At 71.9% G+C, this 16,113-nt stretch carries 14 protein-coding genes and 1 riboswitch; of the genes, 6 read left to right on the top strand and 8 right to left on the bottom strand.

The genetic code is table 11. From position 1 onward, the window contains the following. Nucleotides 1-44 precede the first annotated feature (44 nt). The 4 genes from ACIP4P_RS21360 to ACIP4P_RS21345 form a co-directional block, all read right to left on the bottom strand. Nucleotides 45-1,814 (bottom strand): ABC transporter substrate-binding protein, encoded by a 1,770-nt coding sequence (locus ACIP4P_RS21360; RefSeq protein ID WP_400920620.1) that lies wholly within the window; start codon nt 1,812-1,814, stop codon nt 45-47. A gap of 66 nt (nt 1,815-1,880) precedes the next feature. Then, nucleotides 1,881-2,870, bottom strand: coding sequence for an ABC transporter permease (locus ACIP4P_RS21355; protein WP_350516699.1), 990 nt, complete (start codon nt 2,868-2,870; stop codon nt 1,881-1,883). A 466-nt stretch (nt 2,871-3,336) separates the two neighbouring features. Next, nucleotides 3,337-4,197, bottom strand: coding sequence for an enhanced serine sensitivity protein SseB C-terminal domain-containing protein (locus ACIP4P_RS21350; RefSeq protein WP_400920704.1), 861 nt, complete (start codon nt 4,195-4,197; stop codon nt 3,337-3,339). Nucleotides 4,198-4,405: 208 nt separating this feature from the next. Then, on the bottom strand, nt 4,406-5,212 hold the full coding sequence (locus tag ACIP4P_RS21345; RefSeq protein WP_400920618.1) for an enhanced serine sensitivity protein SseB C-terminal domain-containing protein: 807 nt from the start codon (nt 5,210-5,212) through the stop codon (nt 4,406-4,408). Between the two features lie 211 nt (nt 5,213-5,423). Then, a riboswitch (glycine riboswitch) is annotated at nt 5,424-5,528 on the top strand. 244 nt (nt 5,529-5,772) lie between these two features. Here ACIP4P_RS21345 and gcvT point away from each other — a divergent pair. The 4 genes from gcvT (at nt 5,773) to ACIP4P_RS21325 (ending at nt 10,299) form a co-directional block, all read left to right on the top strand. Beyond that, nucleotides 5,773-6,894, top strand: coding sequence for a glycine cleavage system aminomethyltransferase GcvT (gene gcvT / locus ACIP4P_RS21340; protein ID WP_400920616.1), 1,122 nt, complete (start codon nt 5,773-5,775; stop codon nt 6,892-6,894). Between the two features lie 111 nt (nt 6,895-7,005). Next, nucleotides 7,006-7,386: a glycine cleavage system protein GcvH gene (gcvH, locus tag ACIP4P_RS21335; RefSeq protein WP_400920614.1), complete on the top strand. Its 381-nt coding sequence runs from the start codon at nt 7,006-7,008 to the stop codon at nt 7,384-7,386. A gap of 81 nt (nt 7,387-7,467) precedes the next feature. Next, nucleotides 7,468-8,736 (top strand): serine hydroxymethyltransferase, encoded by a 1,269-nt coding sequence (glyA, locus tag ACIP4P_RS21330; RefSeq protein ID WP_400920612.1) that lies wholly within the window; start codon nt 7,468-7,470, stop codon nt 8,734-8,736. 195 nt (nt 8,737-8,931) lie between these two features. Beyond that, the gene (locus tag ACIP4P_RS21325) at nt 8,932-10,299 is read left to right on the top strand and encodes an L-serine ammonia-lyase (protein WP_350516693.1); all 1,368 of its coding nucleotides are present in this window, start codon (nt 8,932-8,934) and stop codon (nt 10,297-10,299) included. A gap of 172 nt (nt 10,300-10,471) precedes the next feature. Here ACIP4P_RS21325 and ACIP4P_RS21320 read toward each other — a convergent pair whose 3' ends face one another. The 3 genes from ACIP4P_RS21320 to ACIP4P_RS21310 form a co-directional block, all read right to left on the bottom strand. Continuing rightward, nucleotides 10,472-10,741, bottom strand: a complete 270-nt coding sequence (locus tag ACIP4P_RS21320) for a hypothetical protein (RefSeq protein ID WP_400920609.1) — start codon at nt 10,739-10,741, stop codon at nt 10,472-10,474. 240 nt (nt 10,742-10,981) lie between these two features. Then, nucleotides 10,982-12,586 carry a DHA2 family efflux MFS transporter permease subunit gene (locus ACIP4P_RS21315; RefSeq protein ID WP_400920607.1) on the bottom strand — a complete coding sequence of 535 codons (1,605 nt, stop codon included), beginning with the start codon at nt 12,584-12,586 and terminating at the stop codon, nt 10,982-10,984. Nucleotides 12,587-12,611: 25 nt separating this feature from the next. After that, on the bottom strand, nt 12,612-13,205 hold the full coding sequence (locus ACIP4P_RS21310; protein WP_400920605.1) for an NADPH-dependent FMN reductase: 594 nt from the start codon (nt 13,203-13,205) through the stop codon (nt 12,612-12,614). Between the two features lie 144 nt (nt 13,206-13,349). Here ACIP4P_RS21310 and ACIP4P_RS21305 point away from each other — a divergent pair, with 144 nt between their 5' ends. Further along, complete coding sequence (locus tag ACIP4P_RS21305) at nt 13,350-14,093, top strand: TetR/AcrR family transcriptional regulator (RefSeq protein ID WP_400920603.1); 744 nt, start codon at nt 13,350-13,352, stop codon at nt 14,091-14,093. A 29-nt stretch (nt 14,094-14,122) separates the two neighbouring features. Continuing rightward, on the top strand, nt 14,123-14,593 hold the full coding sequence (locus ACIP4P_RS21300) for a GNAT family N-acetyltransferase (protein ID WP_400920601.1): 471 nt from the start codon (nt 14,123-14,125) through the stop codon (nt 14,591-14,593). A gap of 153 nt (nt 14,594-14,746) precedes the next feature. Here ACIP4P_RS21300 and ACIP4P_RS21295 read toward each other — a convergent pair whose 3' ends face one another. Next, nucleotides 14,747-15,697: a DMT family transporter gene (locus ACIP4P_RS21295; protein ID WP_400920599.1), complete on the bottom strand. Its 951-nt coding sequence runs from the start codon at nt 15,695-15,697 to the stop codon at nt 14,747-14,749. Between the last annotated feature and the right edge of the window lie 416 nt (nt 15,698-16,113).

Below are 16,113 nucleotides of genomic sequence, written 5' to 3'. Positions count from 1 at the left end.
CGCCGCTGCCTTCACCTGCCTTCAGGGATGCGGAGCCAGGCTCTTTACTTGGTGCTGCCGATGTTCAGGTAGTCGTACTCACCCGAGAAGGCCGCGGTGGAGGTCACGTTGGTCGCGCTGTCCGGGCGGAACAGGAAGACCTTGAAGTCGGTCAGCGGGACGTAGACCGCGGCGTCCATGACCTTCTTGTCGATGTCGCCGTAGATCTTCTCGCGGGCGGTCTTGTCCGGGTTGATCGCGGCGTCGTCGAGCATCTTGTTGACGGCCGGGTCGTTCAGCTGGGCGAGGTTGCTGTTGCCGGAGGCCTTGATCGCGCGGCCGTCGACGATCTGCTGCAGGAAGCCGTAGCCGGTCGGCCAGTCGGCGCCCCACTGCATCATCATCAGACCGATGTTGTGGTCCTGGGTGAACTGCGGCGCGCCGGCCGAGTCGGTCAGGTACTTGCCCTGCGGGAACTGCTGGATCTCGACGTTGATGCCGATCTTCTTCAGCTGCGCCTGGATCTGGGTGGCCGCGGCGACCTCGGTGGCGCGCTCGGTGCGGGCGGTGAGGACGGTGCTGAAGCCGCCGTCCTTGCCGCAGGCCTTCAGGGAGTCCTTGGCCTTGGCCTCGTCGCCCTTGTTGTCCTTGGTCTCGTACAGGTTGAAGTCCTGGTGGCCCGGGATGTCCGGCGGGAGCACGGTGTTGGCCACCTGGCCGCGGATCGGGCCGCCGAGCGCGGTCTGCACCGCGACCTTGTCGATCGCGAACTGGACGGCCTTGCGGCAGTCGACGTTGTCGAACGGCGCGACCTTGGTGTTGATCGCCATGTAGACCAGGCGGCCGCCGTAGGCGTTGTCGGTCTTGGCCTTGAGCTTGGAGTCGCGCAGGATCTGCGCCTGGGTCTGCGGGTCGACGCCACCGCCGACCAGGTCGACCTGGGCGTTGCCGGCGATCAGGTCCTTGTCGATGGTGGCCTGGTCGATGTTCATCTTGAGCACGATCTTGTCCGGCAGCTGCTTCCGGAGCGGGTCGGTGCTCTTGTCCCAGTTGGTGTTCGGCACCAGGACGGCCTGCTTGCCGTCCTCGTAGGACTGGAACTTGAAGCTGCCCGAGGACACGATGTGCTTCACGTAGTCGGCACCGGTGTCCTTGGCCTGCGGGACCGGCGCGGTCTGCGGGGCGCTGACCAGGTAGTCGAAGTCGGCGAAGGGGTGCTGGAGGTGGAAGACGATCGTGGTGTCGTCCGGCGTCTCGATCGACTTCAGGTCGCCGGTCTTGTCCTTGTACGGACCCTGGTACGGCGTCGGGTTGTCGACCAGCAGGTCGTGGAAGTACGTCGGGCCGTTGGAGTTCACCTCGGGCGCGAAGTTCGAGCGCTCCACGGCGTACTTGACGTCCTTGGAGCTGATCGGGGTGCCGTCGTCGTACTTCAGGCCCGCGCGCAGCTTGTACGTCCAGGTCAGGCCGTCGGGGCTGACCTGGCCCATCGACTCGGCGAGGTCCGGGACCAGCTTGTTGCCGTCCGCGCCGGGCCCCGGGCTGAAGGTGGTCAGCGGACGGGCGTACAGGCGCGAGAAGTTGTAGATGTACGCGTAGTAGGTGTTGCCCGGGTCGAGGGAGTCCGGGGTGCCCTTCATCTCGTAGGTGACCGTCCCGCCCTTCTTGTCCGAGACGTTGACGATCTGCTTGGTGCCCGCGTCGGCACCGCTGCCACTCGCGTCGTTGGAGGAGGAGGACGAGCTTCCGCCCTTGGAGCTGGACGTGCAGCCGGTGACGACCAGGACCGCGGCGGCGGCCACGGCGGTCAGTGCGACGGTACGGGACCTACGCATGGGTGGGATCAACCCCTTGAGGATGTGGAGGAGGGAGTGCCTGACGTCGGATCAGTTGTCCGCGGGTCAGTTGCTCTTGGGATCGAGGGCGTCACGCAGCCCGTCGCCGAGCAGGTTGAACGCGAGCACGGTGATGAAGATCGCCACACCGGGGACCACCATGTACTGGGGGTCCACCTGGTAGTAGTTCTTCGCGTCGGCCAGCATGCCGCCCCAGGAGGACTGCGGGGGCTGGATGCCGACGCCGAGGAAGCTCAGCCCGGCCTCGAAGAGGATGTTGGTCGGGATCAGCAGGGTCGAGTAGACCAGGATCGGGCCGACCAGGTTGGGCAGCAGCTCCTTGAACAGGATGAACGGGCCGCGGGCGCCGAGGCTGCGGGCCGCGTGGACGAACTCCCGCTCGCGCAGCGAGAGGGTCTGCCCGCGCACGATCCGGCCCATGTAGGGCCAGTTGAAGAAGCCGATCACGAAGATCAGCACCATGATGTGCAGCGGGAGGCCGTGCAGGCCGAACGCGCCGCCCTGGAGCGAGGCGGAGATCGCGATGGCGAACAGCAGCAGCGGGAACGCCAGGAAGACGTCCATCAGCCGGCTGATCAGGGTGTCCACCCAGCCGCCGTAGTAACCGGCCATCACGCCGAGCACGGTGCCGATGGTGTTGGACAGCACGGTCGCGCCGAAGGCGACCAGCAGGGAGACCCAGGAGCCGTCGATCACGCGGGCGAGCAGGTCACGACCCTGCAGCGGGTCGACGCCGAGCGGGTGGTCCGCACTCATCCCGCCCCAGTCCCCGAGCGGGAGTCCACCGAGGTTGGCGTCCAGCAGGTCGGTGTTCGATGCGTCGGGGTCGAGCCCGAACAGGGACTCCAACGGCCCGGACAGGACGGCCAGGAGGATCAGCAGGATCACCACGATGCCGCCGGCGACGGCGGCCTTGTCCCGCTTGAAGCGGATCCAGGCGATCCGACCGAGGGAACGGCCCTCGATCGTCTTGGCCGGGCTCGGGGAGGGCGGTGCCTCCGGTTCGTTCCCGGCGGTGGAGATGGTTGTGGTCATGGTCAGTTGGTCCCCTCGCCGACGGTGGCCGGCCCACGGGCGCCGGGCGCCGGGATCGGCGGTACGGCTGGCTGCGGACGTGCGGAGGTGCTAGGAGCGGGTGTTCGCGGCAGTACAACGTGCACGGGTACTGCCACCACGCGGGATGGGCGTCGCGTGGATCGAGCGGTCGGCGTGCGCGTTCACCTTCGTGGGGTTTCCAGTACGCGCGATGCGTTGCGCAGAACTCTCTGCCATCCGAACTGGCTTGCGCCAGCCCTGCCAACCGACAGATGCCCAACTGTGATCTGCCCGCATGCACCTCCCCGATCTTCGGCATATACCTCTTCACACGGCTGTAAGCACCATGTCAAGATGTGCCCGCATCAGGGTTGGAAAATTCGTCCGGAAAGCATCGAAGCCGACCTGATGGCGAATCAAGTCGGCTCCATGCCAAAGGTTTTATCGAGTCCCGGGGTTTCGCCGATCAGCGGCCCGGGTATCCGGGCCACGGCCGCTGGGGCTGCTGCCCCCAACCCGGCGCGGGCGGCTGGGTGCCGTACGGGGCGTACCCCGACATCGGCTGACCGGGCCCCGGCTGACCGGGCAGCGACTGCCCCGGGTACGACGGCGAGACCTGCGGGTACGGACCGGACGCCGGCCGCCCCGCCTCCCGGTCGAAGAACGGCCGCGCGTTGGCGCGCATCCACAGCGCCACCGGGTCGTACTCGTCCGCCATCGCCACCGTGGACACCGCGAGCCCCTCCGGGGCCACCGCGATCGCCCGCTGCATCAGCGCCCGCACCGCCTCCACGGCCGGCGGCGAACTCTCGTACAGGTCCAGGCCGATCGCCAGGTACGGCTCCCCCACCGCCGGCCGCACCCAGGCCCGGCGCAGCGCCCGCACCGCGCGCACCTCACCGGCCTGCCGCTCCAGCAGCGCGAAGAACTGCTGGGCGTTCACCTGCGGCTCGCTCAGCTGCAACGGACCGGCCGGCAGCCGGTCCAGGCCCGCCGCGATCCGCCGCAGGTCCGCCCACGGCACCCCGACCCCGCCGCCCGGGGCGTGCGGGTTCAGCCACAGGCCCCAGCGGGTGCGGTACAGCGAAGCGGCGATCTCCGGCCCGGAGATGACCTCGTGGGCCCGCGCCCAGCCCGAGGCCGCCAGCTGCTCGGGCGAGGTCACGGCCGGCGCGTAGCCGTGGCCGCTGATCTCCATGTTCCCGTACTGCGCGTCCGGACTGCCCGGGGTGCCGTGCCAGAGCAGCATCCAGACCCGGCCCTCGGCCAGCGCGTGCAGCAGCCGCTCGTACGCGTCGAAGCGCTCCGGCGCGACCTCGCGCAGCACCTGCTCCAACGCGCCCGGATCCGCTCCCGGGCGCCCGGTCGGAGCCTGGCCCCAGGGCCCCGGCACCCCGCCCGCTCCCGTTCCCGCACTCATGCGCCCACCTCGCCGCGCCTCTTTCCTGAACCCGCCGGCCCGTCAGCCGCCTGCACGCACCCTATGGCGCGGCACCGGCCACCGCCACGGCGACGTGCCTGTGATGGAACCCCGCTCACACCCGCGAGTAGAAGGGCATGACCTGGGTGAGCAGCCACTCGACCACCGGGTCGTCGACGAGGTCGAGCAGTACGAGGTGGACGCCGCCCGGCAGCGGCGCGGTTCCCAACGCCCGCCCGAGCGCCTCGTTCACCGCACCCGGGTCGGCCGGGGCCGCCGGGTCCAGCTGGACGCCCACGAACATCACCGTCGGCTCGCCCTCGACGCTGGCCAGCGCCCGACGTGCGGTCAACACCCCGGGGAGGGCCGACAGTTCCGCCCGGCAGGCGGCCAGGAAGTGCTCTGGATCCTCGCCCGGCACCGGCTCGCGCAGCGCCACCCGGCCGCCGGCCGGCGCCCCGGGCGCGTTCTCGGTGTGCTCCCAGCGGTCGTCCCGCGGGCCGCGGCGCAGCTCGGCCACGCCCTGCGGCGGCACCGGGATGCCCACCGCCGCCTCGGGGTTGACCGCGATCCCCACCCCCAGCGGCAGCCCGCGGGCGAACTCCCAGGCCGGGGCGACCGCGAAGGCCATCCCGGGCGCCTGCTGGAGGAACACCTCCTGCGAGGAGAACACCGGCACGTACGGGGCCCCGGCCAGCTCGACGGTCGGCAGGTCCAGTCCCTGCCCGCCCGGGTCGCCCCCGGCCGGCAGCGGGATCCACACCTGGCTGCGGGCCAGCACCTCGATCACCCGCGGCGTCGCCCCCGGGTCCCCCAGCGCGGCGGTCAGCACCTGCTCCAGCTCGTTCGCCGGCCACGCACCGCCCGTCGGCGCCGCCTCCGGCCCGCCCCACCCCTGCTGCTGCTCCACCGGGTACCCCATGCGCCGCGATCCGCCCTCGTGCAAGGTCGGCCGCCCACTGCTGCGCCGACGCGGAGAAGTTTAGGGCTCGTGTTCGCCTGCCTGTCCGGTCCCGGTGCCCTCCTCCCCTGTATGTGACCGGGTCCCCTCTCCCCTAGTGCGCGCGGACGTGCCATGATGTGCGCGTCCGACGGCATGCGCCGCGGGCCCCCACAACTCCACACCGGCCGCTCGAACCCGCGCGGGAGAGCCCGGAGTGCCCCTCAGGAGGCACAGCCGGCGCCGAAGGAGCAAGTCCTCCCCGGAATCTCTCAGGCCCCCCTACCGCGCGGGTTAGGCACATCTGGAAAGCGGCGCACGGCCCGGTCGTGCGCCCACCCACGGTGCAAGCCGCCGTCCCGTCCCCGATGCTGGAACCAGCTGGTGCTGGTCACAGCCGAGGGCGGACGGCGGTGAAGCTCTCAGGTCCGACGACAGATGGGGAGACCCACGCCGCCGCATGCCCGCGCGCAGGGTCGGCCCCGAACGGGCCCGGTCCGGCGCGTGCACCCCTGAGTGCCCCGACCGAGGAGTTCCTGGCCATGTCGTCCCTCCGCCTGACCGCGCTCGACGCGCTGCACCGCGCCCTCGGCGCGACCATGACCGACTTCGCCGGCTGGGACATGCCGCTGCGTTACGGCAGCGAGCGCGAGGAGCACCTCGCCGTCCGCACCAGGGCCGGTCTGTTCGACCTCTCGCACATGGGCGAGATCACCGTCACCGGCCCGCAGGCCGGCGAGATGCTGGACCACGCGCTGGTCGGCTTCGTCTCCGCGCTCGGCGAGCTGCGCGCCCGCTACACCATGATCTGCGCCGAGGACGGCGGCATCCTGGACGACCTGATCGTCTACCGCCTGCGCGAGGACGCCTTCCTGGTCGTCGCCAACGCCTCCAACGCCCAGCTGGTCCTGGACGAGCTGATCGCCCGCGCCAAGGGCTTCGACGCCGTCGTCACGGACGACCGCGACACCTACGCGCTGATCGCCGTGCAGGGCCCGGAGGCCACCGCGATCCTGACCGAGACCACCGACGCCGACCTGCCCGGTCTGAAGTACTACGCGATCCTCCCGGCCACGGTGGCCGGCCAGGACGTGCTGCTGGCCCGGACGGGCTACACCGGCGAGGACGGCTTCGAGATCTTCTGCGCCCCGGCCGACGCCGAGTCGGTCTGGCAGGCGCTGACGGCGGCCGGCGAGGGCCGCGGCCTGGTCCCGTGCGGCCTGTCCTGCCGCGACACGCTGCGCCTGGAGGCGGGCATGCCGCTGTACGGGCACGAGCTGTCGACCGACCTGACCCCGTTCGACGCCGGCCTGGGCCGGGTCGTCCGTTTCGACAAGACCACCAACGAGGGCGCCTTCGTCGGCCGCAAGGCGCTGGAGCAGGCCGCCGCCGCGGCCGAGACCAACCCGCCGAAGGTGCTGGTCGGCCTGGTCTCCGAGGGCAAGCGGGTGCCGCGCGCCGAGTACACCGTGGTCTCCACCGAGGGTGCCCCGATCGGCCGGATCACCTCCGGCGCGCCGTCCCCGACGCTGGGCAAGCCGATCGCGATGGCCTACGTGGACGCGGCCCACGCCACCCCGGGCGGCACCGTCGCGGTGGACGTGCGCGGCAAGCACGAGCCGGTCCAGGTCGTGGCGCTGCCGTTCTACAAGCGCGCCCGCTGACCCACCGCCGAGGCCGTCCCGGCCCCGCCGTTTTCCCATCGACGCACGTCGGAGCCGTCCGTGCGGCGGCCCGCTGCGTCGTACCCGCTTCCCATCCTGGAGAATGACGCCATGAGCAACCCCCAGCACCTGCAGTACACCAAGGAGCACGAGTGGCTGACGGCCGCCGAGGACGGTGTCTCGACGATCGGCATCACCAAGCACGCCGCCGACGCGCTCGGTGACATCGTCTACGTGCAGCTGCCCGAGGTCGGCGACGCGGTGACCGCCGGTGAGACCTGCGGCGAGCTGGAGTCCACCAAGTCGGTCAGCGACCTGTACTCCCCGGTGACCGGCGAGGTCGTCGAGGTCAACCAGGACGTCCTGGACGACAACGCCCTGGTCAACAGCGCCCCGTTCGAGGGCGGCTGGCTGTTCAAGGTGCGGGTCGAGTCGACCGACGAGCTGCTCAGCGCCGACCAGTACAACGCGCTCACCCACGCCGAGGGCTGAGTCGCCCCAGGGGGCGGTCCGCCGCAGGCCGGGCCGCCCCGCTCCACCGTCCCTCCGCTCTCCTCCCGGGAAGACCACACCATGACGGTTCTGAACCAGTCCCTGCACGCCCTCGACCCGGAGATCGCCGCCGCGGTCGACGCCGAGCTGCACCGCCAGCAGACCACCCTGGAGATGATCGCCTCCGAGAACTTCGCCCCGGTGGCCGTCATGGAGGCCCAGGGCTCGGTGCTCACCAACAAGTACGCCGAGGGCTACCCCGGCCGTCGCTACTACGGCGGTTGCGAGCACGTCGACGTGGTCGAGCAGATCGCGATCGACCGGATCAAGGCCCTGTTCGGCGCCGAGCACGCCAACGTCCAGCCGCACTCGGGCGCGCAGGCCAACGCCGCCGCGATGTTCGCGCTGATCCAGCCGGGCGACACCATCCTGGGCCTGAGCCTGGCCCACGGCGGTCACCTGACCCACGGCATGAAGATCAACTTCTCCGGCAAGCTCTACAACGTGGCCGCGTACCACGTCGACGAGAAGACCGGCCAGGTCGACATGGCCGAGGTCGAGCGCCTCGCCAAGGAGCACCAGCCCAAGCTGATCATCGCCGGCTGGTCCGCCTACCCGCGCCAACTGGACTTCGCCGCGTTCCGCCGGGTCGCCGACGAGGTCGGCGCGCTGCTCATGGTCGACATGGCGCACTTCGCCGGCCTGGTCGCCGCGGGTCTGCACCCGAACCCGGTGCCGTACGCGGACGTGGTCACCACCACCACCCACAAGACCCTGGGCGGCCCGCGCGGCGGCGTCATCCTGTCCAAGGCCGAGTACGCCAAGAAGATCAACTCCGCGGTCTTCCCCGGCCAGCAGGGCGGTCCGCTGGAGCACGTGATCGCGGGCAAGGCCGTCGCCTTCAAGGTCGCCGCCTCGGAGGAGTTCAAGGAGCGCCAGCAGCGCACCCTGGACGGCGCCCGGATCCTGGCCGAGCGCCTGCTGCAGGCCGACGTCGCCGAGGCCGGCGCCACCGTGCTGTCCGGCGGCACCGACGTCCACCTGGTCCTGGTCGACCTGCGCAACAGCCAGCTCGACGGCCAGCAGGCCGAGGACCGGCTGCACGAGGTCGGCATCACCGTCAACCGCAACGCCGTCCCGAACGACCCGCGCCCGCCGATGGTCACCTCCGGCCTGCGGATCGGCACCCCGGCGCTGGCCACCCGCGGCTTCGCGGCCGAGGACTTCCGCGAGGTCGCCGACGTCATCGCCGAGGCGCTCAAGCCCGGCTTCGACGAGACCGTCGCCGCCGCGCTGAAGGCCCGGGTCACCGCCCTGGCCGAGAAGTACCCGCTCTACCCGAACCTCTGATCGCCTCGGTGATCGTTCGGGCTCAGGTCCTGTCCGGCAAGATCGGCCGGACAGGGCCTAGGTGACCGGCCTCACTCCGCCGGTGTACCTGGGACCCCGGGGCACCGCGCACACTGGACAGTGCGCGCGGTGCCCCGTCCCGTGTCAGCCCCTGCCCGCAAGTCCTTCCACGAGACCCGACAAGGACGTCCCCCCGTGGCCATCAGTGTCTTCGACCTCTTCTCCATCGGCATCGGCCCGTCGAGCTCCCACACCGTCGGCCCGATGCGTGCCGCCCGGATGTTCGCCCGCCGCCTGCGCTCCGAGGGCCTGCTGGACCGGGTCACCGGCGTACGCGCCGAGCTGTACGGCTCGCTGGGCGCCACCGGCCACGGCCACGGCACCCCGAAGGCCGTCCTGCTGGGCCTGGAGGGCCACTCGCCCCGCACCGTCGACGTCGACCAGGCGGACAAGGACGTCGAGCGGATCATCGCCGAGAAGCGGCTCAGCCTGCTCGGCGAGCACCCGATCGACTTCGACCCCGACACCCAGCTGATCCTGCACCGGCGCCGCTCGCTGCCGTACCACGCCAACGGGATGACCCTGTGGGCGTTCGCGGCGGACGGCTCGACCCTGCTGGAGAAGACCTACTACTCGGTCGGCGGCGGCTTCGTCGTCGACGAGGACGCGATCGGCGCGGACCGGGTCAAGCCCGACGACACCGCGCTGAAGTACCCCTTCCGCACCGGCGACGAACTGCTGCGGCTCAGCCGGGAGACCGGGCTGTCGATCTCCGGCCTGATGCTGGAGAACGAGAAGGCCTGGCGCAGCGAGGAGGAGATCCGCACCGGGCTGCTGGAGATCTGGTCCGTGATGCAGGAGTGCGTGCGGGCCGGCATGAGCCGCGAGGGGATCCTGCCGGGCGGGCTGAAGGTCCGCCGCCGGGCCGCCGCCGCGGCGCGGGCGCTGCGCGCCGAGGGGATCGGGCCGGCCAACGCCATGGAGTGGGTGACCCTCTACGCGATGGCGGTCAACGAGGAGAACGCCTCCGGACGCCGGGTGGTCACCGCGCCGACCAACGGTGCGGCGGGCATCATCCCCGCCACCCTGCACTACTACCTGAACTTCATCCCGGGCGCCGACGACGACGGCATCGTCCGCTTCCTGCTCGCGGCCGGCGCCATCGGCATGCTCTTCAAGGAGAACGCCTCCATCTCCGGCGCCGAGGTCGGCTGCCAGGGCGAGGTCGGCTCCGCCTGCTCGATGGCCGCGGGCGGCCTGGCCGAGGTCCTCGGCGGCACCCCCGAGCAGGTCGAGAACGCCGCCGAGATCGGCATCGAGCACAACCTCGGCCTCACCTGCGACCCGGTCGGCGGCCTGGTCCAGATCCCCTGCATCGAGCGCAACGGCATGGCGTCGGTCAAGGCCGTCACCGCGGCCCGGATGGCGCTGCGCGGCGACGGGCGCCACCACGTCTCGCTGGACAAGGCGATCAAGACGATGAAGGAGACCGGCGCCGACATGAAGATCAAGTACAAGGAGACCTCGCGCGGCGGCCTCGCCGTGAACGTCATCGAGTGCTGATCATCGAGTGCTAGGAAAGACGTGTTGTGCAGCCCCTGGCCGGCGGAACCCGGCCAGGGGCTGCAGGCCTTCCCCGAAGCGACGACACCGCGACCTCCGGACGCTCGGCCACCGCTGCGATCACATGGGGCAGTGAGGCGTCAGAAGCCCTCGGGATGGTCGTCCCAGTCGCTCACCTCGGCCCGAGCTCCCTGAGGACGGCCGACAGGGCCCGGCCAGGGGCCGTCCCCTGCTGGACGGCGGCGTGCACACGGGCCGTGGCGGGATCGACGTAGATCTCCAACCGGAGTCGCCAGCGACGCAGCACGCCCGCGATCTCGTCCTCGTCGGCGGAACCCATGTCGCGGTAGAAAGCCATCCGCTGGGAAGGCGGCAGTGCGGCCCCGATCTCGTCCTGCGTCCGGGGACGCGCGCGGTGGGGCTCGGCGGGCTGTGCGGTCATCGACTCCTCCTCCGCTGCACCGTGTGACAGACAGCTTCCACGGGAGCTGCCGGCGAGCGCCTTCCACTCTAGCGAGCAGCACCCACCGCCGGGCCGGCTCGCTTGCGGCCGGTCGCGGCGGTGGCACGCCCCCGCTTCCGAGTCGGTGACGACCGGCCCCCGGACGGAACCCCGTGCCGTCCGGGGGCATTTTCTCCCTGCTGGCTCCCTGGAGGTCCGGGTCGCCATGGGCAGGCGGTCCTAGGGCCGGGTCGATGAGGCTTTCGCCGGTGTCGCGGACGCCTCGGGCTGGGTCTGCGGCGCCGGGGCCGGGGTCGGGCGGGCCAGGCAGGCGACCGCGGTCGCCACCGTCGCCAGGGCGACGCCGCCGGCCACCGTGCCGTGCAGCCCGCTGGTGACCGCCGTGCCCACGGCGTCCCGGACGGCCGCCGGGAGGCCCGTCAGCGAGGCCGGGGTGAGTCCGCCGCCGGCGGTCAGGTGGGCCGCCTCGGCCGGGCCAAGCCGCGCCTCCAGGCCCGCGGTCAGCCGGGTCGTGTAGACCGCGCCGAGGGCGGCCACCCCGAGCGAGCCGCCGATGCCGCGCAGCAGGGTCACCACGCCCATGGCCGCCCCCATGTCCTCGCGCGGGACCGCGCCGATCGAGGTCAGCAGGGTGCTCTGCATCAGCAGTCCGATGCCGATCCCGGCCACCGCCGTCAGCCCGGAGGCCAGCACGACCGGCGTGTCCGTCCCCAGCAGCAGCAGGAGCGCGGCCCCGACCGCCGCCAGCGCCCCGCCCAGCAGCGGGTAGCGCCGTTCGCCGCCGGGCCGGCCCATCAGCCGGGCGGTGACCAGCTGGGTGCCCATCATGCCGAGCATCAGCGGCAGCAGGAGCAGCCCGCCGGTGGTGGGCGAGGCGCCCTGGACGAACTGGAGGTACTGCGGCAGGTAGCCGATCAGGGCGAGCATCACCGCGCCGGTGAGGAAGCCCAGCACCTGGGCCACCGTGAAGTTGCGGCTGCGGAACAGCGCGGGCGGGATCAGCGGTCCGGGGGCGCGCAGTTCGGCGCGGACGAAGCCGGCCAGCGCGAGGGTGGCCACCACGGCCGTCCCGAGGATCAGCGGCGAGGTCCACGGGTACGCCGTCCCGCCCCAGCTGCTGACCAGGGTGAGCCCGAGGATGCCGGTGGTCAGCAGGGCCACCCCGGCCCAGTCGAAGGGGGCGCGGACCCGTTCGGTCTTCTCCAGCCGCACCGCGACGCCGACCGCGACCAGGGCGAACACCCCGACCGGCAGGTTGACGTAGAAGGCCCACCGCCAGCTGAGCCGGTCGGTGAGGAGGCCGCCGAGCAGCGGCCCGCCGACGAAGGCGATCGGCATCAGCACGCCGACCACCGACTGCACCCGGCCCCGCTCGGAGGCCGGCACCAGCACCCCCAGCACCGAGAGCGCGCCGACCATCAGCCCGCCCGCGCCGACCCCCTGGAGCGCCCGGAAGGCGATCAACTCGCCCATGTCCTGCGAGAGTCCGGAGAGAACCGAGCCGAGCAGGAAGACCGCCACCGCCCACTGGTAGGCGCCCTTGCGCCCGTACAGGTCTCCGAGCCGGCCCCAGAGCGGGGTGGTGGCGGAGGAGGTGAGCAGGTAGGCGGTGACCACCCAGGCGAGGTGTTCCAGCCCGCCGAGGTCGCCGACGACGGTCGGCAGGGCGGTGCCGATGATCTGGCCGTCCAGGGCGGCGAGGAAGATGCCGAGCATCAGTCCGAGCACGCCGAGCAGGGGCGGGCGGCCCCGCGCCTCGGCCCGTTCCTCGTGATTTTCGGTGGTCCGTTCCTCTGCCCGTTCGGTGGCCCGTTCCGTGGTCATGGCCGTTCCCCCTTCACCGTCCGGCTCAGACGGTGAACGGGCGGGCCCGCCGGGCGTCCCGCAGCGGCCGGGCCCACCAGTCCAGCTGGTCGAGCATGGTCTTGGCGGCGGCGTCGGCGGCCGGGTCCTTCGGCTTGCCGTCGGTGTCGAAGGCCTGGGCGGCGCCGTGGAAGCTGACCGTGTTGCGGATCGTCACCGCGTTCAACTCGGCCATCACCACCCGCAGTTGCTCGACGGCCCGGAGGCCGCCGGAGAGCCCGCCGTACGAGACGAAGGCGATCGGCTTGCCGTGCCACTGCTGGTTGTGCCAGTCGATCGCGTTCTTCAGCGGGGCCGGGAAGCTGTGGTTGTACTCGGGCGTGACGAAGACGAAGGCGTCCGCGGCGGCCAGCCGGGGCGACACGGCGGCGAGCAACTCACGCTCCTGCTCGGGCAGTTCGACGCCCCAGGACGGCATCACGGTGGGCAGCGGGGTGGCCGCCAGGTCGACCAGGTCGGCGGTCATGTCGCCGCGGGCCTCCAGGTGGCCGATCAGCCAGTCGGCGACGACCGGGCCGAAGCGGCCGTTCCGGGTGCTGCCGAGGACGACGGCGACGTCGAGGTTCTGCTCCGTGGACATGGGGATCCCCCTCCGGGATGTCGTGTACGCCGTATCGGCGCGAGATACAACGTACACACTGGCGCGTACGCCGTCCACTCGACAAATACGTTGTACACGCGGAGTGGTACGGTGGAACTCCCCAGCCGGAAGGAGCCCGCCCCCATGCCCGCCCAGCAGGCCCCCACCGGGGACGACCACGACCAGCCGCAGCCCTCGCTCTGGGAGCGGCTCGACCGCCCGGCCCCCGCGCCGCGCAGCACCCTCACCCCGCAGCGGATCGCCGAGGCCGCGGTGGCCATCGCCGACACCGAGGGCCTGGACGCCGTCACCATGCGCCGCCTGGCCACCGCCCTCGGCGTGGCCCCGATGGCCGCCTACCGGTACGTCTCCGGCAAGGACGAACTCATCGAGCTGATGGTCGACTCCGTCTACGGCGGACTCCCCCTGGACGCCCCCGCCGCCGACTGGCGCACCACCATGCACGCCCTGGCCGTCCACCTGCGGGCGATGAGCCTCGCCCACCCCTGGATCGCCCGGGCGGCCACCCCGTTCTCCCTCAGCCCCCACCAACTCGCCGTCCCCGAGCGCGCGTTCGCCGCCCTCGCCGGTCACGGCCTGGACGCCGACACCACCATGGCGATCTTCCGCACGGTCGCCATCTACGTCCACGGCTCGTCCGCCACCGACATCGCCCTCCAGGACCTGCGCCGCTCCCGCGGCTGGTCCGACGGCGACGAGACCCGGGTCGGCCTCGCCCCCCGGATGTCCTACCTGATGGGCACCGGCCGCTACCCCGCCTACCAGCAGTACCTGCACCAGGCCACCCGCAAGGACGACCCCGACTGGCACTTCGAAACCGGCCTGGACTGCGTCCTCGACGGCATCGCCGCCCACTTCGGCATCTGACCGGCGTCGGACCCGTACGATCGGATGCCGTGATCACGACCAGGGCAGACGGCCTCACCCTCGACACCGATCCCGCGCGCATCGATCTCGACCGCGTACACCACTGGCTTTCCACCGACGCCTTCTGGGCCCTGGGCCGGAGCCGGGAGACCGTGGCGCAGTCGATCGCGCACTCACTCGTCTTCGGCGTCTACACCCCGGACACCGCCGAGCAAGTCGCGTTCGCCCGAGTCGTGACGGACTACGCCACCTTCGGCTGGCTCTGCGACGTCTACGTCGCCCGCGAGTCACGAGGCCGGGGCATCGGCACCTGGCTGGCGGACTCGGTCGTCGCGGCGCTGGCGCCCTACCGACTGAAGCGGTTGATGCTCTCCACGGTGGACGCGCACGAGGTCTACGCACGTGCCGGCTTCTCGGCCGTATCCGAACCCGAGAAGCTGATGTTGATCACCGCGCCGGCCACTTCGACGGTTCCGACCGACTCGGCGACCGGAGGGTGAGGCCGATGGCCGCAGACCTGGAACGATGACCGCGTCGAAGTACGGGACCAGCGGCGGCCAGACAGGGTCGGTACGGCCCGGGCGCAGCAGGAAAAGGGTGGTGGCGCAGGAAGTCGGCGGGTCCGACTTCCTGCGCGGCCCGTGGCGATCCGGCTAGCGGCGGGTGGGGAGGGTCAGGGCGGCCAGGCCGCCCGCCAGGATGGCGAGGCCGGACCAGGAGAGTGCGGGGAGCCGTTCGCCCAGGGCGGCGACGCCGAGGACGGCGGCGACGGCGGGCTCGGCGAGGGTGAGGGTGGTGGCGGCCTGGGGCGAGGTGTGGCGCAGGCCGTGGCCGAAGAGGCGGTAGGCGAGGAAGGTGGTGATCACCCCGAGGTGCAGCACGACGCCCGCGCCGCGCACCGTGGCCAGCCAGCCGTGCGGCTCCAGTGCGAGCACCGGCAGCACCAGTACGGCCGCCGCGCCGAACATCGCGCCCATCACTCCGGCGGACGGGCGCCCGGCCGCGATCAGTCGCCCGGCGACCAGCGAGTACAGCGCGTAGGAGAGCCCGGAGAGCGCCGCGAGCAGCACGCCCAGCGGGTCCACCGGCGCTCCCCCGCCGGTGAGTTGGGGACCGAGCACCAGCACCGCGCAGCCGAGCACGGCCAGCGCCGTGGCCCCGGTCCAGCGCCCGCCGGGGCGGCCCTGCCGGGCGAGCCAGCCGAGCAGCCCGGTGAACACCGGCGCGCTGCCGAGGGCGATCACGGTGGCGACGGCGACCCCGGTGCGGGTCACCGCCGGGTAGAAGGTGAGCGGGTAGCCCACCACGGCCACGGCTCCGAGGGCCAACAGCCACCGCTCCCCCGCGCGGCAGGCGCGGGGGAGCGACCAGGCGGTGCGGTCGGTGAGGAACAGCAGCGCCCCGCCGAGGACGAGCGCGGCGGCCCCGATCCCCGCCGCCGGGGCACCGGCGGGCGCCAGCGAACTGGCCGTCCCGGTGGTGCCCCACAGTAGGGCGGCGGCCAGGATCGGCACCGGCCCGTCGAACGGGCGGGTGCGGCGGGGAGAACGGGGAGCGGGAGAGGTCAGGCGGGCGCGCGCGGGCGCGGACAGGCGATTCGGCACAGTCGTGAACTTCCGTCGTCGAAGACCGTCAAGGGGACTGGTTCCGAGAACGGGCGCGCACCACGAATCCCCGGCGCCGCACAGGGCCGGGAACGGGGATCAGACCACCGGAGCGCGCCCGATCAGGCGGCGAGCGGTGGCAGCGCGACGCGCCAGTACGAGTTCACGAGCCCGATGGTACTGGGCGCACATCCGTGCGTCACCACGACGATCAGGGGGCGGAAGCCCCTGGGGAGCACGGGCGGCGATGACCGCGCGGCGATGAGCGCGCGAGGGGTGGGGTTCACTTTCCCCTCGCGCGCCGTTTAACGGCGTTCCCAGGCCATTTTCATAATCCCCGGGAAGAACCGCCACGGCTCCGAAAATGGACATTCCGGGGCAGTGCGCCATTGCCTCAGGGGAACGTTCGGAAATGG

Origin of the sequence: Kitasatospora sp. NPDC089509, from assembly GCF_044749365.1 — a bacterium.
Lineage (GTDB): Bacteria > Actinomycetota > Actinomycetes > Streptomycetales > Streptomycetaceae > Kitasatospora.
The sequence above is the reverse complement of the archived record's forward strand: the minus strand, read 5'-3'. Positions and strand labels throughout refer to the sequence as shown.

Coding starts and splice junctions, on each gene's coding strand:
- ACIP4P_RS21315 (WP_400920607.1), bottom strand. CDS start 12,586: ATGACCACGGAACGGGCCACCGAACGGGCAGAGGAACGGACCACCGAA.
- ACIP4P_RS21310 (WP_400920605.1), bottom strand. CDS start 13,205: ATGTCCACGGAGCAGAACCTCGACGTCGCCGTCGTCCTCGGCAGCACC.
- gcvH (WP_400920614.1), top strand. CDS start 7,006: ATGAGCAACCCCCAGCACCTGCAGTACACCAAGGAGCACGAGTGGCTG.
- gcvT (WP_400920616.1), top strand. CDS start 5,773: ATGTCGTCCCTCCGCCTGACCGCGCTCGACGCGCTGCACCGCGCCCTC.
- ACIP4P_RS21355 (WP_350516699.1), bottom strand. CDS start 2,870: ATGACCACAACCATCTCCACCGCCGGGAACGAACCGGAGGCACCGCCC.
- ACIP4P_RS21320 (WP_400920609.1), bottom strand. CDS start 10,741: ATGACCGCACAGCCCGCCGAGCCCCACCGCGCGCGTCCCCGGACGCAG.
- glyA (WP_400920612.1), top strand. CDS start 7,468: ATGACGGTTCTGAACCAGTCCCTGCACGCCCTCGACCCGGAGATCGCC.
- ACIP4P_RS21360 (WP_400920620.1), bottom strand. CDS start 1,814: ATGCGTAGGTCCCGTACCGTCGCACTGACCGCCGTGGCCGCCGCCGCG.
- ACIP4P_RS21305 (WP_400920603.1), top strand. CDS start 13,350: ATGCCCGCCCAGCAGGCCCCCACCGGGGACGACCACGACCAGCCGCAG.
- ACIP4P_RS21345 (WP_400920618.1), bottom strand. CDS start 5,212: ATGGGGTACCCGGTGGAGCAGCAGCAGGGGTGGGGCGGGCCGGAGGCG.